Annotated in this window: 20 protein-coding genes and 1 pseudogene; 10 read left to right on the top strand and 11 right to left on the bottom strand. The window is 62.8% G+C overall.

All coding sequences use genetic code 11. The features are described 5' to 3' along the window. Window positions 1–33: 33 nt before the first annotated feature. On the top strand, window positions 34–570 hold the full coding sequence (locus tag NLY33_RS24130) for a dihydrofolate reductase family protein (protein WP_023697685.1): 537 nt from the start codon (window positions 34–36) through the stop codon (window positions 568–570). A 167-nt stretch (window positions 571–737) separates the two neighbouring features. Here the strand turns inward: NLY33_RS24130 and NLY33_RS24135 are convergent, their stop codons facing one another. The 5 genes from NLY33_RS24135 to NLY33_RS24155 form a co-directional block, all read right to left on the bottom strand. After that, window positions 738–1,598, bottom strand: coding sequence for a patatin-like phospholipase family protein (locus NLY33_RS24135; RefSeq protein WP_023694766.1), 861 nt, complete (start codon window positions 1,596–1,598; stop codon window positions 738–740). After that, complete coding sequence (locus NLY33_RS24140; protein ID WP_023697687.1) at window positions 1,595–2,971, bottom strand: M16 family metallopeptidase; 1,377 nt, start codon at window positions 2,969–2,971, stop codon at window positions 1,595–1,597. The genes NLY33_RS24135 and NLY33_RS24140 overlap by 4 nt, the downstream gene beginning before the upstream one ends. A 188-nt stretch (window positions 2,972–3,159) precedes the next feature. After that, entirely contained in the window at window positions 3,160–4,515 is a 1,356-nt protein-coding gene (locus NLY33_RS24145) for a M16 family metallopeptidase (RefSeq protein WP_023705741.1), read from the bottom strand. A 96-nt stretch (window positions 4,516–4,611) separates the two neighbouring features. Beyond that, on the bottom strand, window positions 4,612–5,166 hold the full coding sequence (gene rsmD / locus NLY33_RS24150) for a 16S rRNA (guanine(966)-N(2))-methyltransferase RsmD (protein WP_023697689.1): 555 nt from the start codon (window positions 5,164–5,166) through the stop codon (window positions 4,612–4,614). 47 nt (window positions 5,167–5,213) lie between these two features. Continuing rightward, window positions 5,214–7,397 (bottom strand): pseudouridine synthase, encoded by a 2,184-nt coding sequence (locus NLY33_RS24155; protein ID WP_023705740.1) that lies wholly within the window; start codon window positions 7,395–7,397, stop codon window positions 5,214–5,216. 180 nt (window positions 7,398–7,577) lie between these two features. Between NLY33_RS24155 and NLY33_RS24160 the strand changes: the two genes are divergently transcribed. Then, window positions 7,578–8,030, top strand: coding sequence for a nucleoside deaminase (locus tag NLY33_RS24160; RefSeq protein ID WP_023694762.1), 453 nt, complete (start codon window positions 7,578–7,580; stop codon window positions 8,028–8,030). A gap of 28 nt (window positions 8,031–8,058) precedes the next feature. Here the strand turns inward: NLY33_RS24160 and NLY33_RS24165 are convergent, their stop codons facing one another. The 3 genes and pseudogenes from NLY33_RS24165 to NLY33_RS24175 all read right to left on the bottom strand — a co-directional run bounded on the left by NLY33_RS24165 (window position 8,059) and on the right by NLY33_RS24175 (window position 12,959). Next, complete coding sequence (locus NLY33_RS24165; RefSeq protein WP_023705739.1) at window positions 8,059–8,742, bottom strand: hypothetical protein; 684 nt, start codon at window positions 8,740–8,742, stop codon at window positions 8,059–8,061. A gap of 200 nt (window positions 8,743–8,942) precedes the next feature. Then, on the bottom strand, window positions 8,943–11,924 hold the full coding sequence (gene ileS, locus NLY33_RS24170) for an isoleucine--tRNA ligase (RefSeq protein ID WP_023705738.1): 2,982 nt from the start codon (window positions 11,922–11,924) through the stop codon (window positions 8,943–8,945). Window positions 11,925–12,156: 232 nt separating this feature from the next. Further along, window positions 12,157–12,959: pseudogene (locus NLY33_RS24175) on the bottom strand (MipA/OmpV family protein). Between the two features lie 211 nt (window positions 12,960–13,170). On the opposite strand from NLY33_RS24175, the gene NLY33_RS24180 reads away from it, so the two are divergent. The 4 genes from NLY33_RS24180 (at window position 13,171) to NLY33_RS24195 (ending at window position 15,064) form a co-directional block, all read left to right on the top strand. Further along, a complete protein-coding gene (locus tag NLY33_RS24180; protein ID WP_023689559.1) occupies window positions 13,171–13,476 on the top strand; it encodes an ArsR/SmtB family transcription factor in 306 nt (101 codons plus the stop codon). Beyond that, window positions 13,473–13,955, top strand: coding sequence for an SRPBCC family protein (locus NLY33_RS24185; protein ID WP_023705736.1), 483 nt, complete (start codon window positions 13,473–13,475; stop codon window positions 13,953–13,955). The genes NLY33_RS24180 and NLY33_RS24185 overlap by 4 nt, the downstream gene beginning before the upstream one ends. A gap of 12 nt (window positions 13,956–13,967) precedes the next feature. Continuing rightward, a complete protein-coding gene (locus NLY33_RS24190; protein ID WP_023671536.1) occupies window positions 13,968–14,381 on the top strand; it encodes an MAPEG family protein in 414 nt (137 codons plus the stop codon). A gap of 128 nt (window positions 14,382–14,509) precedes the next feature. After that, on the top strand, window positions 14,510–15,064 hold the full coding sequence (locus NLY33_RS24195; protein WP_023708514.1) for an HdeD family acid-resistance protein: 555 nt from the start codon (window positions 14,510–14,512) through the stop codon (window positions 15,062–15,064). Window positions 15,065–15,093: 29 nt separating this feature from the next. Here the strand turns inward: NLY33_RS24195 and NLY33_RS24200 are convergent, their stop codons facing one another. Continuing rightward, on the bottom strand, window positions 15,094–16,077 hold the full coding sequence (locus NLY33_RS24200; protein WP_023705734.1) for a bifunctional riboflavin kinase/FAD synthetase: 984 nt from the start codon (window positions 16,075–16,077) through the stop codon (window positions 15,094–15,096). A gap of 9 nt (window positions 16,078–16,086) precedes the next feature. Next, entirely contained in the window at window positions 16,087–16,947 is an 861-nt protein-coding gene (locus NLY33_RS24205; RefSeq protein ID WP_023671533.1) for a TIGR01459 family HAD-type hydrolase, read from the bottom strand. Window positions 16,948–17,283: 336 nt separating this feature from the next. Here NLY33_RS24205 and NLY33_RS24210 point away from each other — a divergent pair, with 336 nt between their 5' ends. The 4 genes from NLY33_RS24210 to NLY33_RS24225 all read left to right on the top strand — a co-directional run bounded on the left by NLY33_RS24210 (window position 17,284) and on the right by NLY33_RS24225 (window position 22,814). Further along, a complete protein-coding gene (locus NLY33_RS24210) occupies window positions 17,284–19,188 on the top strand; it encodes a TadE/TadG family type IV pilus assembly protein (protein WP_023709708.1) in 1,905 nt (634 codons plus the stop codon). 187 nt (window positions 19,189–19,375) lie between these two features. Continuing rightward, complete coding sequence (locus tag NLY33_RS24215) at window positions 19,376–21,349, top strand: pilus assembly protein (protein WP_023705732.1); 1,974 nt, start codon at window positions 19,376–19,378, stop codon at window positions 21,347–21,349. A gap of 155 nt (window positions 21,350–21,504) precedes the next feature. Then, a complete protein-coding gene (locus NLY33_RS24220) occupies window positions 21,505–22,137 on the top strand; it encodes a LysE family translocator (RefSeq protein ID WP_023671530.1) in 633 nt (210 codons plus the stop codon). A gap of 146 nt (window positions 22,138–22,283) precedes the next feature. Beyond that, window positions 22,284–22,814 carry a CAP domain-containing protein gene (locus NLY33_RS24225; RefSeq protein ID WP_023671529.1) on the top strand — a complete coding sequence of 177 codons (531 nt, stop codon included), beginning with the start codon at window positions 22,284–22,286 and terminating at the stop codon, window positions 22,812–22,814. Window positions 22,815–22,843: 29 nt separating this feature from the next. On the opposite strand, the gene NLY33_RS24230 is transcribed toward NLY33_RS24225, so the two are convergent. Continuing rightward, complete coding sequence (locus NLY33_RS24230; RefSeq protein WP_023708516.1) at window positions 22,844–25,462, bottom strand: EAL domain-containing protein; 2,619 nt, start codon at window positions 25,460–25,462, stop codon at window positions 22,844–22,846. Window positions 25,463–25,763: the final 301 nt, after the last annotated feature.

The raw sequence follows: 25,763 nt of genomic DNA on the forward strand, positions 1-25,763 counted from the left end.
CGGTTCGTCCTTTGACAGAAGAAGGAGAGCGCCATGAGAAACCTTATTATCACCGAGTTCATCAGCATCGATGGCATCGCCGAGGTCGAGAAGCTGCCCAGCGTGACCTGGAACGATGAGATGCAAAGGTTCAAGGAGGACGAGCTTGCCGACAGCGGGGCCATGCTTCTGGGGCGCACGACCTACGAGATTTTTGCCGGCTCTTGGCCCAAGGAAACCGGAGACTTCGCCGACCGGTTCAATGCGCTGCCGAAATATGTCGCGTCGACAAGCCCGAAGGCACTCGACTGGAAACCGGCCGAGTTGCTGAAGGGTGTGTTGCCGGAAGCGGTTCGGGCGCTGAAGCAAGGCAGCGGCGGCAACATCTATGTGCATGGCAGCCTGAGCGTCGCGCGGGAATTGCTGCGCCATGGTCTGGTCGATCGCGTCAGGCTGCTGAGCTACCCTGGCTCCGTCGGGGAGGGCAAGAAGCTGTTCCCGCCCGATATGCCGGTGGCGTTGGAGCCGATCTCGACCGTACAGTTCAGCAATGGCGTGGTGGCGCTGGAATATGCGGCTGGGAGGGTGTGAGACGCTGGTAGGTAATCTCCCCTTGAGGGGAGATGTCGCCGAAGGCGACAGAGGCGGTCGGTCCGTCCTGACGCAACCTCCTATCGACCGTAGGAGGTCGAGCTTCACGCGAGACGACCCCCTCTGGTCCGCCGGCCATCTCCCCCTCGAGGGGGGAGATCGGCAGCTCACCCTGCTTTCTTCCCCCGCTTGCCCTTGGCATGCGCCTCGACCACTCTTTCCACCTCGCGCTTCAGTTCGTCCTTGACCTCCTGCGTCTCGGCCAGCAGCGTGTCGATCTTCATGAAATCGAGCACGCGGTATTTTGACACTGGCGGGCGGATCAGTATGTCGGGGGGGCGCTGGTTCAGCTTGTGGGCGATGATCGACTGCATCATCAATTGCGTGGCGCCGTACATCAGATCGACGGTGGTCGGGTGCTTGCGCTCGGCCTCGCTCGGCGCACCGACGACGTCGATCGCGATGATGATGTCGGCGGCGTCTTCGATGAGGTCGAACGGCACCGGATTGTAGATGCCGCCGTCGATCAGCACGCGGTCGTCGCGCGTCACCGGGCGGAACACGGCGGGAATGGCAGCCGAGGCGGCGAGCGCCGAATGCAGGTCGCCCTCGTCGAAGACGGCCAGCTTGTGACCGAAATAGTCCGTCGCCGTCACCTTGAGCGGGATCATCAGCTCGGCGAAGGTTTCCGGGATGGCTTCCGGCAGGAACGCCTTCAAGATGCGCTCTATGTTGAACTGGCTGACGCGGATGCCGCCCTGCATCGCCTCGGCGATGGTGCCGGGACGCGAGCGCCACATGCGCGCCGCCACCTCGGCGCGGCGGCCGAGGATCGAGCGGGCGTAGTCCTCGATGTCCTTTCCGCTCATGCCCGAGGCCATGCCGGCGCCCATGATGGCGCCGATCGAGGAGCCGGCGATGGCCACGGGCTTGATGCCGAGCTCGTCCAGCGCCTCGACGATGTGGATATGGGCGAGGCCGCGCGCGCCGCCGCCGCCAAAGGCGATACCGAAAGTCGGACCTGTCATTTGGCCTCCAGCTTCGGCCCGATGCTCATGATCGCGGGCGCCGGCGTCAGCAGCTTCTTCGCCGCTGCCTTGACCTGATCGAGCGTCACGCCGTTGATGAGCGCCGCGCGGCGCTGCACGTAGTCGATGCCGAGATTGTCGAGCTGCAATTCCACCAGGGTCGCGGCAATGGCGCTGGAAGAATCCAGATTGCTGATAGCATAGGAGCCGACCATGTATTTCTTGGTCGCGTCCAGCTCGGCCTCGGTCGGCCCCTCCTGCGCCATCTTCTTGACCACCTCCTTGACGATGGCGAGCGTCTCGGCGGCGCGGTCGGAACGCGTCGCCGTGGTGATGATCAGCGCATTGGAATGCTGGTGGTCGACCAGGTTGGAATCGACGGAGTAGGCCAAGCCGCGCTTTTCCCGCACCTCGTCATAGAGGCGCGAGGTGAAGGTGCCGCCGCCGAGAATCTGGTTCATCAGCACCGCGGGGAAGAAATCCGGCGCATCGCGCTTCACACCGGGATAGGCAAACTGCAGCGAGGTCTGCGGCAGGTCGTAGTCGACCTCGAGCTGCTGGCCGAGCTTCAGCTCGGTATCGGCAACCGGTTGCAGCACCTGCTTTTCCGGCAGATCGCCGAAGACCTCATCGAGCTTCCGTTTCAGCGTCGCGGCATCTATGTCGCCGACCACCGCAACATGCAGGCCGCTGCGGGCGAAATTGGCCTTGTGGAAGGCAGCCAGATCCGCTGCCGTGATGGTGGCGATGCTGTCCTTGGTGCCCTGGTCGGGCCTGGAATACGGATGGTCGCCATAGATGGCGCGCAGCCATTTGGTTTGCGCGACGGTGTTGGGGTCACGCTCATTGGCGATGATGCCGGACAGGATCTGGGCGCGGATACGGTCGATCGGCGCCTGGTCGAAGCGCGGGCTGGTGACCGCCAGCCTGAGCAGGTCGAAGGCCGCATCCTTCTGCTCGGCCAGCATCCGCATCGCGCCATAGGTGCCGTCGCGCGCCGCTTCGAAGCCCATTTCGGCGCCGGCATCGTCAAGCTTGATCTGGAAGGCCTCGCTGTCGAGGTCGCCGGCGCCCTCGTCGAATAGGCCGGTCATCAGATTGACCAGCCCTTCCCGCCCCGCCGGATCCTGCGTCGAGCCGCCATCGAAGACGAAGCGGATAGCGACGATCGGAATGGAGTGGTCCTCGACCAGCCAGGCGTTGACGCCTTTCGATGAGGTCACCGGCTGAATGTCCATCGCGTGCGCGGCAAGCGCCGGCAGGATGAGGAAGAAGATGCCGAGGAACAGTGTGGCGAAGACGTGGAGAACCGCGATGCGCCTATGAGTAATCGCATCAGGCCATTGATCGCCAAGGTCAGCTCCGCCCCTCATCGCGCTGCCGGGCACTTCTCCCCGTATAGTGACGGGGAGAAGGGGTCTCGCCGCGACGCTGGCGCTCTTCTTACGACGCTGATGGTTGGCGAAATCGACGATGACAGCGCCCCTCTCCCCGTCACTATAGGGGGAGAGGATGCCGGCAGGCAGGTGAGGGGCAGCGCTAACGCTCAATCTCGTCATCATCAATTCCCCGCCTGTTGCTGCGGCAAGAGATAGCCGGTCGTCGTACGATCGAGCAGCAGATAGCGTGCGGCGACCGCCTTGATCTCATCGGCGGTGACCTTGCGAATGCGGTCCGGCCATTCCTCGATATCCCTGACGTTGCCGCCGGTGGCGAGCTCGGCGCCGTAGAGATTGGCCATCTCGTCCTGCTTGTCGCGGGCGAAGATCATGGCCCTGATATAGCGGGCCTTGGCCTTCTCCAGCTCATCGGCGGTGACGCCGTCCTTGACGATGCAGGCGATCTCGGCGTCGACGGCCGCCTCGACGTCGCTCAGCTTGGCGTCGCCGCGCGGCGCGCCATAGACGGTGAAATTGGTGGCGTCGAGCATCGTACCCTGGAAGAAGGCGCCGGTCGCCGATGCGATGCCTTGCTTGACCACGAGTTGCTGGTAGAGCCTGCTGCGGCTGCCGCCGCCAAGGATCTCTCCCAGCAGGTCGAGCGCCTCGGCCTCGCCGGGTTTTGCCGTGTGGTAGGACGGAACCACCCATTGCGTCGAAAAGCTCGGCACCGAAACGCGCCCATCGGTGAGCGTCACCGTGCGCTTGGTGTTCTGCTCCGGCTCGACCGGGCGGATGCGCGGGGGCAGGTCGGGACCGCGCGCGACCTTGCCATATGTTTTTTCGGCCAGCGCCTTCACGACCTCCGGCTCGACATCGCCGGCCACGATCAGCACCGCATTATTGGGGCGGTAGTATTTGTCATAGAAGGCAACCGCATCGGTGCGGTTCAACTGCTCCATCTCCTGCATCCAGCCGATCACCGGAATGCGGTAGGGCTGGTTCTGCCAGAGCGTCGCGTCGACCTCTTCGTCGAGCACCGCCTGCGGATTGCTGTCGATGCGCGCGCGGCGCTCTTCCAGGATCACGTCGCGCTCGGTCTTGATGACCTCGTCGGTCAAGATGAGGTTGCGCATGCGATCGGCCTCGAAGCTCATCATCTCACCAAGTGCCGAGGGCGCCACCGTCTCGTGGAAGGCAGTGTAGTCATATGAGGTGAAGGCGTTGTTGGAGCCGCCGATGGCCGATATGGCGCGGTCGAACTCGCCCGCGGCGTGGTTGGTCGTGGCCTTGAACATCAGGTGTTCGAAGAAGTGCGCTATGCCGGACTTGCCTGGCGGCTCGTCGGCGCTGCCGATCTTGTACCACACCATATGGGTGACGATGGGGGCGCGATGATCGGGAATGACCACCACCTCCATGCCATTGTCGAGCAGGAAGTTGGCCACCTTGCCATCATCCGCGGCCAGGGCCGGGCCGGCCATGGTCAGCGCGGTGGCGAGCAAGGCTCTCCGCAGCCATTCAGTATGAGATGTCATTGATGGCTCCGGTTGTTATCGCGCGACGATAGGCAAGGTCAGCCGCGGAGGCAAAGTGAATTGTGCGTCATTTTGAAGGCGCCGATCGCCACACCCTTACGCAAGCTCGATGAACCGGACCACCGTCTCGCCGTAGTTTCGTTCATCAACCACCGAGAATTCCGGCCCAATCTCGAAGGGCGCCGAGGCGGCTTCCTCGATCACGCAGAGCGCGCCGGGCAGCAACCAGCCGCCATCCCTGGCCGAGCGCAGGGCGCGCTCGCCAAGGCCCTTGCCATAGGGCGGATCGGCGAAGACCAGGCCGAATGCCGCAAGCGTACCGGCCTCACCCAGGGCGGTCGCGTCGCGGCGGAAGATCTTGGTGCGGCCGGTAAGGCCAAAAGCCTCGACATTGGTGCGGATCAGGCCGCGCCCTTCGGCCGATTCTTCGATAAAGACGCCATAGGAAGCGCCGCGCGACAGCGCTTCGAGGCCGAGAGCGCCGGTGCCGGCGAAAAGGTCGAGCACACGCGCGCCGTCGAGCTTGTCGGCAAAGCGGTGCGCCAGCACGTTGAAGACGGCCTCGCGGGCGCGGTCGGTCGTCGGGCGGATGGCATGGTCGCGCGGCGTCGCCAGCGGACGCCCGCGAAATTGGCCGCCGACGATTCTCATTTATGCCCGGGTCTCATTTAAGGCCAGATCTCATTTAAGTCCCGGCATCATCTGGTCCTCGGGCCCTTGGGACCGTTGCGTGGCCGCTCGCCGCCCCGACCGCCATCCGGACGCTCGCCACCCGGCTTGCCGAACGGCTTGGCTCCGCCCGGCTTGCCATAGGCCGGCTTGCCATAGGACGGCTTGAACGACGCCTTGCGCGCCTTGGCCTCGGCCGCCTTGGCGGCATCGGCTTCCGCCCTGCCCTTGCCGATCGGACGCGCGCCCGGCGCCATCCAGACATTAGCCTTGCGCTGGCCCGGCGGATCGATCGGCCGCTGCTCGCGCTCGGGCTTCTTGCCGCCGCGCGGTTTGTCACCAAAGGCGCCGCGCGGCTTGTCGCCGAAGCCTCCACGGGGCTTGTCGCCAAAATCGCCGCGCGGCTTTTCGCGAAACTCGCTGCGCGGCTTGTCCGAAAACTCGCTGCGCTCGGGTCTCGGGCCGCGTTCGCCAAAGCTCTTTTCCGGCCTCGCGCCCCTTTCGGGACTGGTCGACAGCTTGCCGAGCGCTTCGTCGCGGCTGCCTTCGCGGCGCTTGCGGTTCTTGATAAGACCGCCCTCGCCGATCGGCCGATGGTCACCCTCGCGGGTGACTTTCGGCCGTTCCGGCTCCGCGTCACGCTCTCGCCGCACCGGCTGGTTGGAAAACGGCTTGATGATCTCGGCGTCGAAATTGGCGCCGGATTCCTCGACCAGTCGCTCGCCGAGCTGGTCGCGCAAGACGCGGCCCTTGATCTCCAGCACATGGCCTTCGGCGAGATCGTCGAGCTGGAACGGTCCGTAGGAGATACGGATCAGCCGCGTCACGTCGAGGCCGAGCGATCCAAGGATGTTCTTCACTTCGCGGTTCTTGCCTTCGCGCAGGCCGATCGTCAGCCAGGCGTTGGTGCCTTGTTCACGATCGAGCGTCGCCTCGATGGCGCCGTAGAAGACGCCGTCGACGGCAATGCCTTCACGCAGGCCTGCGAGCATGCTTTCCTCGACCTTGCCATGAACGCGCACGCGGTAACGGCGCAGCCAGCCAGTGGCAGGCAGTTCGAGCACGCGCGACAGACCGCCATCATTGGTGAGCAGCAGCAGGCCTTCGGTGTTGATGTCGAGGCGGCCGATGGTCATCAGCCGTGGCAATTCGGCCGGCAGCACGTCGAACACGGTCTTGCGGCCCTCGGGGTCGCGGTTGGTGGTAACGACGCCGGCCGGCTTGTGAAACAGGAACAGGCGGGTGCGCTCGATCGGCGGGATCTCCATGCCGTCGAGATGGATGATGTCGCCCGGCATGACGTTGAAGGCCGGCGAGGTCAAAGCCCGGTTGTTGACCTTGACACGGCCCGCCGCGATCAGGTCTTCGGCGTCGCGGCGCGACGCCAGGCCGGCGCGGGCCAGCCGCTTGGCGATACGCTCGCCGGCTTCTTCAGCCTCGGCCGGACGCGGGCGCGGCTTGAAGGGGCCGCCAGATGCTTGCGGCCGGTCACCACCGAAATCGCGCTTGGGGCGATCGCTGAAGTCACGCTTGGGACGATCTCCGGCGTCGCGCTGCGGGCGATCGCCAAAATCGCGCTTTGGCCGGTCAAAACGCTTTTCGCCCTCGGCGGAAGCAGGCCGATCGCCACGCGGTGCGTAGGGCTTGCGCGGCCCTTCACGCTTTTCGAAAGGCTTGCCTTCGGGACGCGGCCCCTTGCTGAACGGCCGATCGCCGCCCTTGAAATCGCGCTTTGGCCGCTCGCCATCGGCCGCAACCGGCCGATCGCGGCGCGGTGCATAAGGCTTGCGCGGCCCCTCGCGCTTTTCATACGGCTTGCGTTCACCCTCGGCCGCCATAGGGCGATCCCCACGCGGCGCATAGGGTTTGCGCGGCCCTTCGCGCTTTTCATACGGCTTGCGCTCGCCTTCGGCTGCCATCGGCCGGTCACCGCGTGGTGCATATGGCTTGCGCGGTCCCTCGCGCTTTTCGAAGGGCTTGCCTTCGGAACGCGGACCTTTGCTGAATGGCCGGTCGCCACTTTTGAAATCGCGCTTGGGCCGCTCGCCCTCAGCCGCTGCGGGCCGGGCGCCTCGCGGTGAATAGGGTTTCTTGGCCCCGAAGGAGGGTTTGCCGCTTTTGCCGGCGGCGCCATCGCGGCGCGGCCCCGCGGCTCCAGGGCCGCTTTTGCCCGGGCCTTTGTGGCGCGGAGATTTCTTGTCGTTGTCGTCCATGTGGCCTTTGCCTTGTTGCGCTGCTACAGCGTGGCGCATCCTTTCGGACGCGCAAAGGACGCTATAGCACTTTGATTTGGCGCATGATCATTTCCGAAAATCTGTTCCGATATTCGGGTTGACGCGCTCCATAACAGGATCACCGCCAAGTGGCGAGGAGATAATCGGAATGGAAACCGCGTGAAGCGGCCGGATTTCATGGCGCTGGCGCTGAAAGAGGCGCAAGCCGCCGCCTTGCGCGGAGAAGTTCCGGTTGGCGCCGTCATCGCCAGCGGCGACACGGTGGTGGCATCCGCCGGCAACCGCACCCGCGAACTTGCCGATCCGACGGCGCATGCCGAAATGCTGGCCATCCGCGCGGCCTGCCAAACGCTCTCCAGCGAGCGGCTGACCGGCCACGACCTCTATGTGACGCTGGAACCCTGCGCCATGTGCGCAGGCGCCATTTCCTTCGCCAGGCTGCGCCGGCTCTATTTCGGCGCGGCCGACGAGAAGGGCGGCGCGGTGGTCAACGGCGTGCGCTTCTTCGCTTCGCCGACCTGCCACCATACGCCCGACATCTATCCGGGCATGGCCGAGGCCGACGCGGCGCTGCTGCTCAGGGAATTCTTTCGGGAAAGACGCGAAACGTAGAGCCTTCAGCTACCGAAGGCGACGGTTCCTACCAGGAGGGCAGCCAGTCGAAGAGCCCGCCGCTCTTGCCCTTGGCGGCCGCTTCCTTCTTGAGGCGGCGTTCCTTCTTGTATTCATCCTCGCCGAGTTCGCCCTGCGGCGCCGTGTCGGAGGCAGCCCGATAGGCCAGAGGCGGCTCGCTCAGATATCTGCGAGTGTTGGGATCGCCCTGCTTTTGCTCTGCGGTGCGGCGCTGGATCTCGGCGGCGCGGCCCTTGTCTGAATCCTTCGGCGACCAGGCCGGCGGGTGGCTTGAGCCCGAATCCGCCAGCGCCTTCTTCACGGAAGCCGGATCGGTCTGCACGTCGTCGACGATCCCCGACTGATAGGACGGGTCGTCCTGGTGGGCAGTGGCGTCGGCACGCAGGCGGGCGCGGCGCTGCTCGGGCGATTCGGGCCAATCGGTGCTCGCCGTCTCGATGCTTTCCTGTGGCGGCGGCAGCACTTCCTTCTGCCCCGGCGCCGGCTTTACCAGCTCCGGACGCGGCCTGTAGTCGATCTGTTCCTTGTGCTTGGGCGTGATCGCGAAGGCGCCGGAAAGGTCGCCCGCAAGCTGCTCGCCAGCCGTCTTGTCGGTGCCGTAGGTCGGCGAACCCATGCAGCCGGACAGAGCGAGGCCGGACACGACAAGCGGCGCCAGCAGCGCAACGCGCGCATAAGTTCTCTTGGTCATGCCAAAAAGTCCCACTCTAGACAGCCTCTCGATCGCCACCGGCCGAAGGTCCGGTCCCCATCGTCCACGCTCTTGCGACGGAATTCCGGCGACAATTTGTCTTCCGGAGTTTCGTCTGTTTAGCTGAACCACTCGTTAAGGGCAACGCGCGGGCGGTTTTCACCCGCCCGCCGTGGCATTTGTGCACCGGCTATGAGCGCTTACAAACGCCCCAGAGCCTTGAGTTCATGCAGCACGGCGGCATCGCGGGCAGACACGTCGGGGAATTCCACGTCCTGCCCGACATCGGCGGTATAGCGCCACGAACGCGCGCATTTGACCAAGCCGCGGTCCTCGGCCTTTTCGACCACCACCGCGACACCTTTGACATCGTCGAGCGCAAAGGCGCCTTCCGGCGCCTTGCCATGGGCGATGACGAGATCGCTGGTGATCGCCATCTCGGCCATGTCGACATCGGCGATCGCGGCTTCAAGCGTGGCATCGTCGAGGCTCACGACCGGCACGGCTTCCAGCGAGGCACCGATGACCTTCTGAGCGCGTGCGATCTCGAGCGCGCCGGTGACGACACGGCGGACCTGCCGCACCTTGCGCCATTTTTCCGCCAGTGCCTCGTTCTTCCACTCGGCCGGAATCTCGGGGAACTGGTCGAGATGCAGCGAGACAGCATCCGGATGACGGTCGAGCCAGGCTTCTTCCGTGGTGAAGGGCAGCATCGGCGCCAGCCATTTCACCAGGCAGTCGAAGAGGTGGCGCACCACTTGCACCGAGGCCTTGCGCTTCACGCTGCCGGGCCCCTCGCAATAGAGCGCGTCCTTCCTGATGTCGAAATAGAAGGCCGACAGCTCGACCACCATAAAGTCCAGCAAAGTGCGGGTGATGCGTTTGAACTCGAACGCGTCGTAGCCCGAGCGCACGACCTCATCGAGCTCGGCCAGCCGATGCAGCATCAGCCGCTCCAGCTCCGGCATCTTTTCGAGCGGCACTTCCTCGCCATCGTCATGGGCGAGCGTGCCCAGCATCCAGCGGATGGTGTTGCGGAGCTTGCGATAGGCATCGATGTTGGTCTGCAGCACGTTCTTGCCGAGACGCTGGTCTTCCCAATAGTCCGTCGTCACCACCCATAGCCGCAGAATGTCGGCGCCGGACTGCTTGATGACGTCCTGCGGCACGACGGTGTTGCCGAGCGATTTCGACATCTTTCGCCCCTCTTCATCCATGGTGAAGCCATGGGTGACGACGGTGTCGTAGGGCGCCCTGCCCCTGGTGCCGCAGCTTTCGAGCAGCGAGGAGTGGAACCAGCCGCGATGCTGGTCGGAGCCTTCGAGATAGACGTCGGCCGGCCATTTCAGGTCCGGACGGTCTTCCAGCGTGAAGACATGCGTCGAGCCCGAATCGAACCAGACGTCGAGGATGTCCATCACCTGCTTCCATTTGGAGGCATCATGATTGCCGAGGAAACGCTCCTTGGCGCCGGCAGCGAACCAGGCGTCGGCGCCTTCCTGTTCGAAAGCATCCATGATGCGCTGGTTGACGGCTTCGTCCTTCAGCACGTTGCCATCCTCATCGGCAAAGACGGCGATCGGCACGCCCCAGGCGCGCTGGCGCGACAAGACCCAATCCGGGCGTTCCTCGATCATGGCGCGGATACGGTTCTGGCCGGCCGCCGGCACGAAGCGTGTGTCGTCGATCGCCTTCAGCGCACGGCTGCGCAACGTCGTGCCGTCGCCGAGGTCCTTGTCCATATAGACGAACCATTGCGGCGTGTTGCGGAAGATGATCGGCTTCTTCGACCGCCAGGAATGCGGGTAGGAATGCTTCAGCCGGCCGCGCGCGAACAGCGCGTTGCGCTTGATCAGTTCGTCGATGACCGCCTGATTGGCATTGCCCTTCTTGCCGTTGTCGTCGATGACGCGCGCGGCGCCACCTTCACGGTCCGGGCCGAAGCCTGGCGCGTCTCTGGTGAAGAAGCCGGCGTCGTCTACAGTGAAGGGGATGGCAGGGTCGATGCCACGTGCGCGCAAATCCGATGCCGCATCCATCCAGGCATCAAAGTCCTCGCGGCCATGGCCGGGCGCGGTGTGGACGAAGCCGGTGCCGGCGTCGTCGGTGACATGATCGCCGGCCAGCATCGGCACGGCGAATTCGTAGCCGCCGCCGAGACCTTTGAAGGGATGTGAAAGTGTAAGGCTTCCAAGCTCTTCGACCGAAACGCTGCGAAGCCGATTCAAGGTGACCTTGGCCTTGGCCGAGGAGTCTTCGGCAAGCGCATCTGCAAAGATCAGCTTTTCACCGGGCTGTGGACCGAACGAATTTTCGGCTGCTGTAACTTCATAAAGGCCGTAGCCGATCCGTGACGAATAGTTGACGGCACGGTTGCCGGGGATCGTCCACGGGGTTGTCGTCCAGATGACGACGTGGGCGTTGTCCAAAAGTGCAACGCTTTCCGGAACGCGCATGGACGGTGCAGCGTCTGATGCAAAGTGCTCAACGCTCCAAAATCCTGACACAACTGGAAACTTCACCCAGATCGTATCCGACTCATAATCCTGGTACTCGATCTCGGCCTCGGCCAACGCGGTGCGCTCGACCACACTCCACATCACGGGCTTGGAGCCACGATAGAGCTGGCCGGACATGGCGAACTTCAACAACTCCCCGGCGATGCGTGACTCCGAATGGAAAGCCATCGTCGTATAGGGGTTCTTGAAGTCGCCGATTACGCCCAGTCGCTGAAACTCCGCGCCCTGCACGGAGATCCAGTTCGCGGCGAACTCGCGGCATTCGTTGCGGAATTCGTTGACCGGCACCTCGTCCTTGTTCTTGCCCTTGGCGCGGTACTGTTCCTCGATCTTCCATTCGATCGGCAGGCCGTGGCAATCCCAGCCCGGCACATAATTGGCGTCATAGCCGCGCATCTGGAACGAGCGGGTGATGACGTCCTTGAGGATCTTGTTCAGCGCATGGCCGATATGGATGTTGCCGTTGGCGTAGGGCGGGCCGTCATGCAGCACGTATTTTTCGCGGCCGGCCGCCTCCTCGCGCAGCTTGCGATAGAGGTCCATGTCCTGCCAGCGCTTGACCAGCAGCGGTTCCTTTTCCGGCAAGCCGGCGCGCATCGGGAAATCCGTCTGCGGCAGGTAAAGCGTCTTGGAATAGTCGATCGTTTCAACAGTGTCGGTCATTGGTCTGCCATATGCATTGCCCGGCGGGCGTAAAAGCTCGGGCGTGAACTATCATGATTGGAAAAGCGCGAGGGGGCGCGCAAAACTCCCGGCGGCTCCGGCGGCGCTCAGGCCGCCCGGAACACCGGGCCTGTAATTCGTATCGTCAGCGCGCGAAGGCGTGAAAAGCTCGTCATTGCCGGGCTTTTAGCCGAGAAAGCCGCAGGAATAAAGCGTCTCTTGTTCGATTCACTTACATCGCGAAGTCGAAGCGATAGGTGGTCGAGACGCCGACCGTGAACTGGTTACGGTCGCCGCGCTCCTTGACCAGGCTGGAATCGGCGGCCGGGCCCATCAGGCGCGCATATTCGCCGAACAGGCTGGCGGTCATCGGATCGGTCACCTTCCAGGTGATGGCGCCACCAAGGCCGGTCGATTTCAGGCCGCCGCCAGGATGGTATTCGCTCAGGTCCGAGGCCGCAGCCTCCTTGGCGTTGACACCATAATAAGAGTCGAAATAGCCCGACGAGGCAAAGGACACGCGTGGTCCGCCCGAAATTCTGACAGTCGGCGTCACGTCGTAGAAAGCATCGGCGGCGATGTCGGCGACAAAGCCATCATGGGCACGAATGCCATGGCGCAGTCGGCGCGGGCGCGCAGCCAGTCCGTCGGATAGATTTCGAAGAAGCCGCCGACCTCACCGCCCCAGCGCACCGGGTCGAGGCCCTTGAGCTCATCCTTGCTGTCGCGGGAAAACAGGAATTTTCCGGTCAGGCCGGCGCGGACGCCGCCATCGTCGACCAGCGCCAGCGAGATGTTGTCGTTGCGCGAGGTAAAGCGCGCGGCCGGGCCGGCCTTGCCCAGCGAGATGATCGGCGATGCGCTGAGCAGATAGCTGTTGGAGCCCTCGAATTTCGGCGCGACCATGCCGGTGGCGCCAAGCGTCAGGTACCAGTCGCCGGACATCCAGCCGAAGGCACCCTCGCCCGCATTGGCGGTGGACACAGTGAGCAGCGCCGAGGCGAGAAACAGCGGAATCGTCCAGACAATACGCATCATCACCCCATACGCGAAACAAACGGAGAGAACACCCGGCAGCCAAAGCCATGGCGCCGGTTCGGTAAAATTTGACTTAAAATCTACAGCAGTGGCGGCAACTGCGACCCTGTTTTTTGCGCTGTGGCCCATTTGAACAGGGCGCCGCCGGGCCTGTGGCGAGTTGACAGAAATAGCGAGGTTGCCTAAATTCGCGTTAGTGCAGACTAACATGAACAGATGGACAGCGCTTGGCGACCCGACCAGGCGGACGATCTTCGAACTGCTGGTCGAACAACCCTGTTCGGTCGGGGAATTGGCTCGTGCGCTTCCTGTCACCCGGCCGGCGGTCTCGCAGCACCTGAAGGTGCTCAAGGACGCCGGCCTCGTGGCCAACACACGGCTAGGCAAGCAACGCATCTACCGGGTCGAACCGGAAGGCTTGGCCAGCCTGCGCGCCGAACTCGACCGGTTCTGGAGCAAGACCTTGGCGGCCTACAAAGTGGTCGTCGAACAGCCCTTGAAGGAGCAGGAATGAGCACGCATCAACCGCCCGTGAGGCACTCCATCCTTGTCGAGGCTACGATCGCACATGCCTTCAAGGTCTTCACCGAGGACTTCGGCAGTTTCAAACCCAAAGAGCATAACCTGCTTGCGGTGCCGATCGCGGAGACGATCTTCGAACCCCGCGTTGGCGGTCACGTCTACGACCGCGGTGTGGATGGCAGCGAGTGCCGCTGGGCACGGGTGCTGGCCTACGAGCCGCCGAACCGACTGCTTCTGAGTTGGGATATCAGCCCTCAATGGCAGATCGAGACCAATCCGGACAGGACCAGCGAGTGGGAAGTCCGGTTTACGGCGGAGACGAATAGCCGGACCCGCGTCGAGATCGAGCATCGCAATCTCGAACGTCATGGCGAAGGCTGGGAAGGCGTGCGCTTTGGGATTGACGGTGATCGAGGCTGGCCGCTGTATCTCAGGCGATTCCAGGATCTTTTTGCCAGCAAGGTGACCTGAAGGAGCACAATTATGGAACCCTATTGGCTAAGCATCCTCGGTGTACTGATCCTCTGTCTTTTGTCAGTCGCGCTGGCGGTTTACTCGGGTTCGTCCAAGGGATTTGCCGGAGCGCTTTCCGGTCCGGTGATCCCGGCCGACGACGCCAATCTCCTCTACAGGATCGACCGCGTGCATATGAACTCGGTCGAGGCGCTGGCGCCTTTTGTCGTCCCGGCGGTGCTGGCCATGATGGTTGGCGTTGGGTCGGCCACGTTGGCGACCATTGTCTGGGTTCATGTGGCGATACGCCTGCTTCACCTGGGGGTTTACCTACGCGGCGGCAATGCCGCCAAGGGTGGCAGTGTCAGAACGATCGTCTACGTCTCTGGAGCGATCGTCACGCTTGTCCTCGTCCTTGTGACTGGGTGGGCTGCCATAAATTGACACGTACGCGCGAACCTCAAGCCACCGACGCTTTGTTTGTTTGCTAGCCGTCGCCATCGGCTGGACGTCCGCTACAGCCGGGGCTAACCTCCCGGCAAGGTGCCAGGCGATTTCGAGGAGATGCAGCCATGACCCTGCACGGTGATACCCTCAAAGATGCGATCGGCCGGACACGGGACAAATGGGGGTGGTTCGTCGCGCTCGGCGTGCTGCTGCTCATCTTCGGCGGCATTGCCTTCGGCAATCTGTTCATCGCCACCGTCGCCTCGGTCTATGTCGTGGGCTGGCTGATGCTGATGGCCGGCATCATCGAGATCGTGCATGCCTTCGGCGTGAAGACCTGGAGTCGCTTCTTCTATTGGCTGCTCAGCGGCCTACTTTATGCCGTTGCCGGTTGCTTTGCCTTCGACAATCCGCTGCTGGCCTCGACGGTGCTGACCTTGCTGCTGGCGGTGGCGCTGGTCGCTTCAGGCGCGCTCAGGGCCTGGGTCGGCTATAGCCACCGACCGGAAAAGGGCTGGGGCTGGGTCGTCGCGGCGGGCCTGATCAGCGTGCTGGCGGGGCTGACCATCGCCATGGGCTGGCCGGTCAACAGCCTGTGGGTGCTCGGCCTGTTCCTGGCCATCGACCTGATCTTCCAGGGCTGGAGCTTCATCGCTCTCGGACTGGCGTTGAAGAAGTAGGGGCTTGAAGAGGTAAGCGGCCGGAAGGCTCAAAAAGCGATCGCGCTGTCCAACTGCGAAAGCGGCCTGACGCCGGCCAGCAGCGCGCGCGCCTCCGCCTCGTCGCGCTTCATTTGTGCCACCAGCGCATCGAGCCCATCGAACTTCACCTCGGGGCGCATAAAGCCGAAGAACGATACGTCGCAGATCTCACCATAGAGATCGCCGGCAAAGTCGAAGACGAAGGTTTCGAGCAGCGGCGCGCCATTGTCGTCGACGGTCGGACGGCGGCCGAAGCTGGCCACACCGTCATAAAGCGTGCCATCGGCGCGGCGGAAGCGGACGGCATAAATCCCTTCCTTGAGAGTCGCTTCCGGAGAAAGCCTCATGTTGGCTGTCGGGAAGCCGAGCGTGCGGCCGAGTTGCTGGCCACCGATGACTTCGCTTTCGACAGTGAAGCGATAGCCGAGCAGGCCGGCGGCTTCGGCCACCTCGCCCTCGCAGAGCAGCGCGCGGATACGACTCGACGACACCACCTCGGCGCCCTCGTCGCGAAAAGCGTCGACCAGGGTGACCCCGAACCCGTGGCGCTCGCCTGCCACCATCAGAAAGGCCGGGCCGCCTTGCCGGTCCTTGCCAAAGTGGAAATCGAAGCCGGTGACGGCATGGGTGATGCCGAGGTTCGTCTCCAGCACATCGGTTACGAAAGCCTCGGCCGACAGGCCGGCAAAGGCGCGCGTGAACGGCTGTTCGACGAGTGCGGCAAAGCCCAGATGCGACAACAGCCGCGCCTTCATCGGCGGCGGCGTCAACACGAACAGCGGCATATCCGGCCTGAACACCTTGCGCGGATGCGGCTCGAAGGTCAGCACCAGTGCCGGCACGCTGCGCCGCCCGGCTTCGGCAAGCGCGCGATCGAGCACCGCCTGGTGGCCGCGATGGACGCCGTCGAAATTGCCGATCGCCACCACGCCGCCGCGCAAATGCGGCGGCAGCGGCGCGGTTGCTGAAATGTGTTCGAAAGCTGCGCTCATGCAGCAACCCTACCGCAGTCTCGGAATGACGGCGACCGGCCGGTAGCCGTGCTTTTGCAGAAAGGCTGCAAGCCTGGCGGGGTCCGGCTGCATGGGATCGCCATAGTCGCGCGCGTGAATGCCGCCCGAGACGTAAAGCACGTCGATGCCGTTGTCGGCGGCGCCCTTGACGTCGGTCATCATGCCGTCGCCGATGGCCAGCACCTCGGTGCGCGCGACGTCTCGGCCTAGAAGCACGGCAACCTCCCGCAGCGCTACGTCATAGACCGGCGCATAAGGTTTTCCGGCGATCAGCGTGCGGCCGCCAAGCTGGGCATAGTCGCGCGCCAATGCGCCGGCGCACCAGATCATGCGCTCGCCGCGTTCGACCACGATGTCGGGATTGGCGCAGATGAAAGGCAGGTTCCTGGCGCGCAGCCGGCGCAGCAGATCGGCGTAATCCTCAGGCGTTTCCACCTCGTCGTCGAACAGCCCGGTGCAGACCGCGCCGGAGGCCTCGAACTCCTCGACGAGCTCGACGTCCAGACCGTCATAGAGGGTGAAATCGCGGTCGGCGCCGATATGGAAGATTTTTCGTGGGCCTTCGGCGATAAGGTCGCGGGTCACATCGCCTGAGGTCACGACGCGGTCGTAGGCGGCGGCGGGAACGCCGATCGCATTCATCTGCGCCACCACATCGGCATTGCGGCGCGGCGAGTTGGTGATCAGGACGACCGGGACCTTCGCCGCACGCGCGGCGGCAAGCGCTTCGGCAGCCGCCGGAAAATGCCATTCGCCATTGTGGATCACCCCCCAGACATCGCACAGGATGGCCGAGTAGGCGCCCGACAAATCCGCGAGCGAGCCGATGATGTCAGGCGAATCCGCCATGCCGTTTTCCTGCTGTGACGATCATTGCGAGAGCTGCAGCCGACGGTCCGCCGCAACCGGCCCCGCATTAACCGAAGCGTTTCATCCTGTCACCAGCTTTTCGGCACTTGCCAGGCTGTTGCGCAACGGGCTGATCGAAGGTTGCAACAGGCAGGAACCACCCTTCTCCGAGCTTCGGTCGATCGAAACAATGTCGCACCGCTGATCACCAGGGCCGAGTGGTTAACGAGCCTTGAAAAGATGGGCCGATGTTGAATGTATTTCAGCAACCTGAAATTTAACGATTTTGTGGGCATCTTCGGACCGATATTGGGTCCTGGCAGGGGTGCTGAAGGCATGATCCGCAGATTTCTGAACGACAGACGCGGCAACTATGCCTTGATGACAGTGATCACCATGGTGCCCTTGATGGGCGCGCTGGCGCTTGCAATCGACTACACCGATCTCCTGCGCCAGAAGCAGAACATGCTGAACGCGCTGGATGCCGCCGGGATTGCCACGGCACAGCAGATCGTCACCGGGGCGACCGACACGGCAGTCAAGGCCTATGCGAAGGATTTCTTCGAAGCCAATCTCGGAAAGGTCAGCTCGGCCAATACGGCCCTGACGGTGACGCTGCCCAACAACAACGCAGGTGGCGGCACGCTGAAGCTGTGCGCCAGTTTGACGTTCCACCCCTATTTCCTGCCGGTGGCGGCCATGCTGATCGGAAGAACGTCCACCGATGCCAAAACCTCCGCGTGCTCCGAGATCCGCCTCAAGAACACGCTGGAAGTGTCTCTCGTGCTCGACAATTCCGGCTCCATGAGCATCAACGGCTCCGGCACCGGCCAGCCGCGAATAGATTTGCTCAAGAAGGCCGCTACCGAGCTTGTCAATACGATGGCGCTCCAGGCCGCACAAATGAGGCAGGTCACCAGGCCGGTGCAGTTCTCGCTGGTCCCGTTTTCTGCGTCGGTCAATGTTGGCCCAGCCAACAAGGACGCAACCTGGATGGATACGACCGGCATTTCGCCAATCCATCACGAGAACTTTGATTGGCAGTTCATGTACAAGAACGCGTCATCTGGTTATGACTCGAATAAATACATTGAAAAGGTTGGCGGTGCTTACTGGAAGCGCGGCACTGGCTGGGGCACCGGGCAATACGGCCAAAATACCACGGCGACGCGGTTCAGTCTCTTTGCAAACGACATGAAGGCCACGAGCTGTACGAAAAAGAACTCGAACGGCAGTTGCAAGACCTCTGTGACCGCCCAATACGAAGCCTGGAAGGGCTGCGTGGAGGCGAGGCCGTATACCTATAATGACGACGACACATCGCCGACCACGAGCACGCCCGCCACCATGTTCGTGCCGATGTTCGCCCCGGACGAAGCCGGCAATTTCTGGCTCGACACAACTCGCACCAGCACATCGACATGGGGTTACGCCAACAATTGGTGGATCGATTATTCCGACACGCTGACTGTCCCCAAACGCCAGGCGGATATGCGCAAGTATTTTCTGACAAAGCCCTGGGACGCAGCAGCCGCTGCGGCCGATGATGGACCCAATTCGGCATGCACGACCGCCGCGATCACGCCGTTGCAGGACATAACCACCACCGATGGCAAGAAAATCCTGACGGATGCCATCAATGCCATGGCCCCGACGGGCAACACCAACGTGCCGGAAGGGCTGGCCTGGGGCTGGCGGACGGTGTCGAGCAACGAGCCTTTTACGCAAGGCCGGCCGAACACCGAAAGAGGCAACGACAAAGTGGTCATCGTCCTGACCGACGGCGCAAACACCTACAGCATCGGCCCCAGCAACGACATGACCAGCAACTACGCCAAGAATGGATCGACCTACGCCGCCTATGGCTACACCGGCCCTAATTTTCCGAAGCCAGTGGAGCCTGCGACCCGCCTGTTCGTCAACACGACCGTCGCCAAGACAACCTATACGGCGACCAACTACACGGCCGCGCTTGACGAGCAGATGCAAACCCTTTGCGCCAATGCGAAGAATTCGAACATTCTCTTGATGACCGTCTCGCTCGACCTTGTTAGTTCCAAGCCGGCGGAAAAGACTGCCATAGATGCGCTCAAGAAATGCTCCTCGGATTCGCGCTTCCGCAAGGATCCGACCGACCCGAGCAAACCGGCGAAGCTGTACTGGAACGCGACCGGCGCCACCTTGTCGCAAAGTTTCAAGGAAATCGCCGACGAACTGTCGAACCTGCGCATCGTCAGCTGATCGGCGCGATCTTTCGAACAAGGCGCTCCGCCTCGGCGGGGCGTTTTGCGTTCGGCAGCTGGCGCATTTGGTTAGCGCCTGGTGAAGCGCTATCCGCGCAATCGAGCAGTTTCCCAAACCCGTCCTTCAACGTTTTGTGAAACTGTGGCGGCATTGAAGAATCCGCAGGCGGGGCCGCTTACATCACATGCGTGAACTCTGGCGCACATTCCGGCGTGACTTCTGGCGTGACCGCCGCGGCAATTACGCTCTGATGACCGTTGTGGCGATGGTGCCACTGATGGGCGGCGTGGCCATGGCCGTCGACTACACCGGCGTGGTCAGCGAGAAGCAGAGGGTGGTCAACGCGCTCGACGCCGCCAACTTCGCCACCGCGCGCCGGCTGGTGGAAGGCGCCACCGACGACCAGTTGCGGGCCTATGCGCTCGACTTCTTCAAGGCAAACCTCAACGACGTCGATCCCGCCGACACGACGCTCAGCGTTACGCTGCCCAGCAGCACGACCGGCGGCGGCATCGTCAAGCTGTGCGCCAGCCTGGTCTACAAGCCCTATTTCCTGCCGGCAGCGGCGATGCTGATCGGCAGGACGTCGGAAAACGTCACCTACTCCGTGTGTTCGCAAGTCCGGCTGAAGAACACGCTGGAAGTGGCCATGGTGCTCGACAATTCGGGGTCGATGTCGAACACGGGCACGGGTGCCGGACAAAAGCGCATCGACCTTCTCAAGCAAGCCGCCAAGCAGCTCGTCGACACGCTTGCCTTGCAGGCCGCGATGATCAAGCAGATCGACAAGCCGGTCCAGTTCAGCCTTGTGCCGTTCGCCGCCTCGGTCAATGTCGGCGCCAGCAACGACAACGCGTCGTGGATCGACGCCTACGGGCTGTCGCCCATCCACAATGAGAATTTCGCCTGGTCCACCCTTAACGCAGCCGACAAATATGCCCAGAAGATCGGCGGCATCTGGTACAAGAAAGGCACTGGCTGGGGTGAGCAGGAGGGGCAGATGCTGACCCGCTTCTCGCTCTACCGCGACATGAAAGTGGTCACCAGCCACGAGCGCATCGTCGGCAGCAAACGCGTGGTCTGCGACAAATATCGTGCCAATCATACATGCTCGGACAGCCACAACGAATACGACTACAACGACACATACGGACCGTTCGCCAGCTGGCAGGGCTGCGTCGAGGTCCGTCCCTACCCCTATAATGTCACCGACGCGCCGGCCTCCGGCGGACCGAACAACACCGGCACCGGCGTCGGCGATCCCGCGACCATGTTCGTGCCGATGTTCGCGCCGGACGAGCCGGGCAATCATTGGTACATAACGCAGGACCCCGACGAGGTGGCCCCCAAGACCTATGGCGCAGCCAACAGCTGGTGGAACGACGATCCGGCGAGCACCACCGGCAAGACCAGGCAGTCCAACATGGCCAAGTATTTCCAGCCACGGCCGATCAATGCTCCGGTGCTGGGGACGGGTGCAGGTCCGAATTACAGCTGCACCACCACGCCGATCACACCGCTGACCGACGTCGCCAACGCCGCCGGGCTGACCAAGATCAAGGCAGCAATCGACCTGATGGCGCCCAACGGCAACACCAATGTGCCGGAAGGCATGGCCTGGGGCTGGCGCACCGTCTCCAGCACGGAGCCTTTCACAGGAGGACGTCCTGAGACGGAACGAGGCAATGACAAGGTGGTCATCGTGCTCACCGACGGCGAGAACACCTATTCGACGGTGAGTTCCGACCCCGCCGGCAACAAGTCGACCTATGCCGGCTATGGCTATACCGGCGTTGGCTACAACGGCACTGCGGTCACCCGCCTGTTCGGCGGCACGTCGAGCGCCATCGGCCAGCTCAACTATTCGTCGAGCAACTACACCGCCGCGCTCAACGAGCAGATGGCGACGCTGTGCAACAACGCCAAGGCGGCCAACATCATGGTGATGACGGTGGCGCTCGATATGTCGACGACCGACGCCGGCGACAAGAGCGCGATGGAGGCACTGAAGACGTGCTCGTCGGACTCGCGCTTCCGCAAGGATCCGACCGACCCGAGCAAGCCTGCAAAACTGTTCTGGAACGCGACCGGCGCCACGCTGTCCGACAATTTCAAGGAAATCGCCAACGAGCTCTCGAACCTGCGCGTGGTGAGCTGAGGGTTGAAGCTGCTGATCTTCCCCCTTGCGGGGGAAATTGGCGGCTTCGCCGCTTTCGCCAATTTTCGACGCTGGCGCAAAGTCTCCGGCCATCATGCTCTTGCGGTGAGTCAAAACGCGTGCTCGGTATCGTCACCGCTTCCCGGAGATTGCCAGTGCCCGAAACCGCCAACCATCTCGCCTTCGCGCTGGTCTGCCTGGGCATGGTGCTGACGCCCGGGCCGAACATGATCTACCTGATCTCGCGCTCGCTGTCGCAAGGCCCGAAGGCCGGGCTGATCTCGCTCGGCGGCGTGGCGGCCGGCTTTCTGTTCTATGTCGTATCGGCAGCGCTGGGCATCACCGCGCTGCTGCTTGCCGTGCCGTTTGCCTATGACGCACTGCGCATTGCCGGCGCGCTCTATCTGCTATGGCTCGCCTGGCAAGCGGTGCGGCCCGGCGGGCGCTCACCATTCCAGGTGCGCGAACTGCCGAAGGACAGGCCGCGCAAGCTGTTCGCGATGGGCCTGATGACCAATCTCCTCAATCCCAAGGTGGCGGTGCTTTATCTGTCGCTGCTGCCGCAGTTCATCTCGCTGGGCAACGGCCATGTGCTGTCGCAGCTTCTGGTGCTCGGCGCCACGCAGATCTCGATCAGCCTGACCGCCAATGCCATCATCGCGGTAACGGCCGGTTCGATCGCCACCTTCCTTGCCGGACGGCCGCTATGGATGGTCATCCAGCGCTGGATGATGGGCACGGTGCTCGCCGCGCTGGCGCTTAAAATGGCGACCGACGCGCAACGCTGATCGGACGCAGCGCGCCGAGACTACATCGGCCGCCGACCTTCCCATTCGAATCGGCCGGCCGAACCTGCACGGAGGCCAGCGATTGAGATTTTCGCAGCCCTGCCCGGCAAAAGCCATGATCGCGGCTAAGTCAGGCAGGCATGACAATGATCTGCACCACCAATCATCCGCTCGCGCAAACCCGCTCTGGCGCAGCAAGTCCAAAACCAAACAGGCGCCTGCTGCTGATCGGCCTTGCAGCCATGGCCGGCCTCGCTGCTTGCAGTACGGTCTCGGTGCCGACCGGCGAAGGCGCCGGTGTGTCGTCCTCGGCCACCGCGACGCTGGCCGGCATCCGAGCTTCGGCCGGACTGCCGGCGCTGGTGCCGGACGCCCAGCTCGAGCAGGCCGCTCGGCAGCAGGCCGGCTATATGGCCTCACGCGAACGCATGAGCCACACGACGGGCTGGGGAAAGGATTTCGCGTCGCGGATGAAGGACAATGGGGTGCGGGGCGCCGCCGCCGAGAACATCGCCGAGGGCCGCTTCGACCAGCAGAAACTGTTCGACATCTGGATGCATTCGGCTGGCCACCGCCGCAACATGCTCGATCCGGATTTCAGCCGCTTCGGCCTCGCCTATGTACGCGACGGACGCGACAGCGCCATCCGCTACTGGAGCCTGGTGCTCGGAAAATAGCAGCCAGCGGTTACGGCGCGAGCCAGCCGTCAGCCTTTCGCGATCAGCTCGCCGATATCCCCAGCCGACAGGGGTTTGCTGAAATAATTGCCCTGCACCTCGTCACAATTGTTCTTGCGCAGGAAGGCGACCTGGTCTTCCGTTTCGACACCTTCGGCCAGCACCCGAAGGTTCAACTTCTGCCCCAGGGAAATCACGGCGCCAGTGACCGCTTGATCGTTCTCGTCGGTCGCGAGATCGTTGATGAAGGACTTGTCGATCTTCAGCCGCGCCACCGGAAACGTCTTGAGGGCGCTGAGACTGGAATAGCCTGTTCCGAAATCGTCGATCGATATCTGCACGTCGAGCTTTTGCAGTCCGTTCATCGTTGCGACCGCCAGCTCGAAATCCTGCATGATCAGGCTTTCCGTCACTTCGAGCTCGAGATACCTCGCCTCCAGGCCGCTTTCCTTCAATGCGTTGACGACGCGGTCGATCAGGTTCTTCTCCCGGAACTGCCGCGCCGACACGTTGACGCAGACGGTTATGGGCGACAGACCGGCGCGCTGCCAGGCTTTGTTCTGCCGGCAGGCTTCGTGCAGGATCCAGTCGCCGAGCGGCACGATCAGCCCGGTCTCCTCGGCGGTCGGGATGAACATCGCCGGCGAAACCAGGCCTCGCGTCGGGTGGTTCCAGCGCACCAGCGCTTCGACGGCGAAAACCTGCCCCGATCGCAGATCCACCTGTGGCTGATAGTGCAGAGCGAATTCCGACCGGGCGAGCGCGTTTCGCAATTCCTCCTGAAGCAGGAATTTTTCATGTGCCGTTGAGTTGAACTCCGGGGCATAGAACTGGAAATTGTCGCGGCCGAATTCCTTGGCGCGATACATGGCGGCGTCGGCATTGGCCAACAGCGTATCCGGGCTGGTCCCGTCCTTCGGGTAATTTGCGATGCCGATGCTGGCCGTCGTTCTCAGCCGATGCTCTCCGACAAGAACCGGTTCCGCGATCGCATCCCTGATCGTCTGCAGGGTTTCCGACACCACATCGACATTGGTGGTTTGGTCGAACAGGACGATGACAAATTCGTCGCCGCCAAGCCGCACGACGGTGTCGGTGGCCTTCACGCATCCAACCAAACGGCTGGCGACGGTCTTGAGGAGTTCGTCGCCGGCATTGTGGCCAAACGTATCGTTCACCAGTTTGAAATTGTCGAGATCGATGAACACCACCGTCATCCAGCGATTGTATCGCTGCGCGTAGAGGACCGCCTGGGAAAGCCGATCCTCCAGCAAAGCGCGATTGGGCAGGCCGGTCAGCGCATCATGGTTGGCCATGAAGTGGATCTGGTCTTCCGCCAATTTGCGCTCGATCGCGATGCCGGCAATGTGTGTGGTGAATTCGATCAGGCGGGTCTCGGCATGGGTGGGTTCGCGCACGGTCATCGAATACATGGCAAAGGCGCCCAACACGACGCCCCGATGCGACAGGATCGGGGTTGACCAGCACGAACGATAGCCATGGGGTGCCGCCAGTTCGCGGTAATTGTCCCAAAGCGGATCCTGCAGAATATCGGTAACAATGACCGGTTCCCGCCGGTAGATGGCGGTTCCGCAGGATCCCACCTTGGGACCGATGGCCGCCCCATCGATGGCGCTCGTATAGGCTTTCGCCAGGCCCGGCGCCGCACCGTGACGCAAATGAATGCCGTCCTTGTCGAGCAGCAGGACGGAACCGAATATCCCCTTCAACTGAGCCTCGACGAAGCGCATGAGGCGGTCGAGCACGTCCTCCAGCGGCGCGCTCGTGGCAATCATTTCGAGGATCTGCGCCTGCCCGCTGCGAAGGACATCCGCCTGCTTGCGGGCGGTGATGTCGTGGGCAGTGCCAACCAGGCCGAAGATTTCATTTTGGCGATTGCGCAACGGCACCTTCGTCGACGAAAGCCATTTGCCGTTCCCCGACGCATCGACGACAAACTCTTCCGCGTCGATCACTGGTTGTCCGCTCTTGAGCAGGCGCTGCTCGACCAGGCGAAATTTCCGCGCAACTTCCGGGGGGTGGAGATCAAAATCGGTCAATCCGATCATGTCGCTGGTCTTGTTGCGGCCGCTATCGGTCGCAAGGGCGCTGTTGACCACGACGAAACGGCTTTGCGTATCCTTGACCCAGAGATAATCGGGCACCCAGTCGATCAGCGCCTGCAGCGAAATGCGCTCGTCGACGATCTGCCGATTGGCGAGGAGTTCAGTGATGTCCTCATGCGTGGCGATCCAACTGCCATCGGGCATGGGCTGGTTACGGATCTGGATTGTGCGACCATCGACAAGTTTGGCGGTCCAGAGCCGCGAAGCCTTGCCCGAATTGATCGAGCGAGCCGTTGCGAGATAGGTGTCGGCGGCCGTCGCCGCCGTGCCGGCGGTGACGCGGCGTTCCACTATTTCGCTCAGTGTCACGCCAGGCCGCAATTCCTCGGGCGCAATGCGGTAGATTTCCGCATAGCGCCGGTTGCTCAAGATCAGCCGTTCATCGGCATCGAAAAAGCAGATGCCTTGCGAAATATTCTCGATCGCAGTCTCGAAGCGCAGGGTCTGCCCTTCGAGACCCGCAATGGTCGTGCGAAGTTCTCCCTCGAGCGTATCGTAGGAGACATCAGCCAGTCTTGCCAATGCGGCTACGCCCACCGGCCCGCGCGCCCCGACGGATCTTCTGGATGACTTCGTGACCAAACAGACCTCCTCCGGTTTGGCACCTGAAACAAGAAAGGGCCTCTGTCGCGCCAGACGAAAGTCGACTGACAATGTTACAGATGTGCTAATTCAAGATGAACTGTAACGGAATTGGATGCGTCAGCAACCAGATACCAAAGGTGCAAATGTCATTCCAAATCAACTTCCAACGGCTCATTATCGATATTTTTTTGCACACGCGGGTTTTGACGATCATCCGAGCAACAAATCATCAGGGGCA

Origin of the sequence: Mesorhizobium sp. C432A (assembly GCF_030323145.1) — a bacterium.
GTDB lineage: Bacteria > Pseudomonadota > Alphaproteobacteria > Rhizobiales > Rhizobiaceae > Mesorhizobium.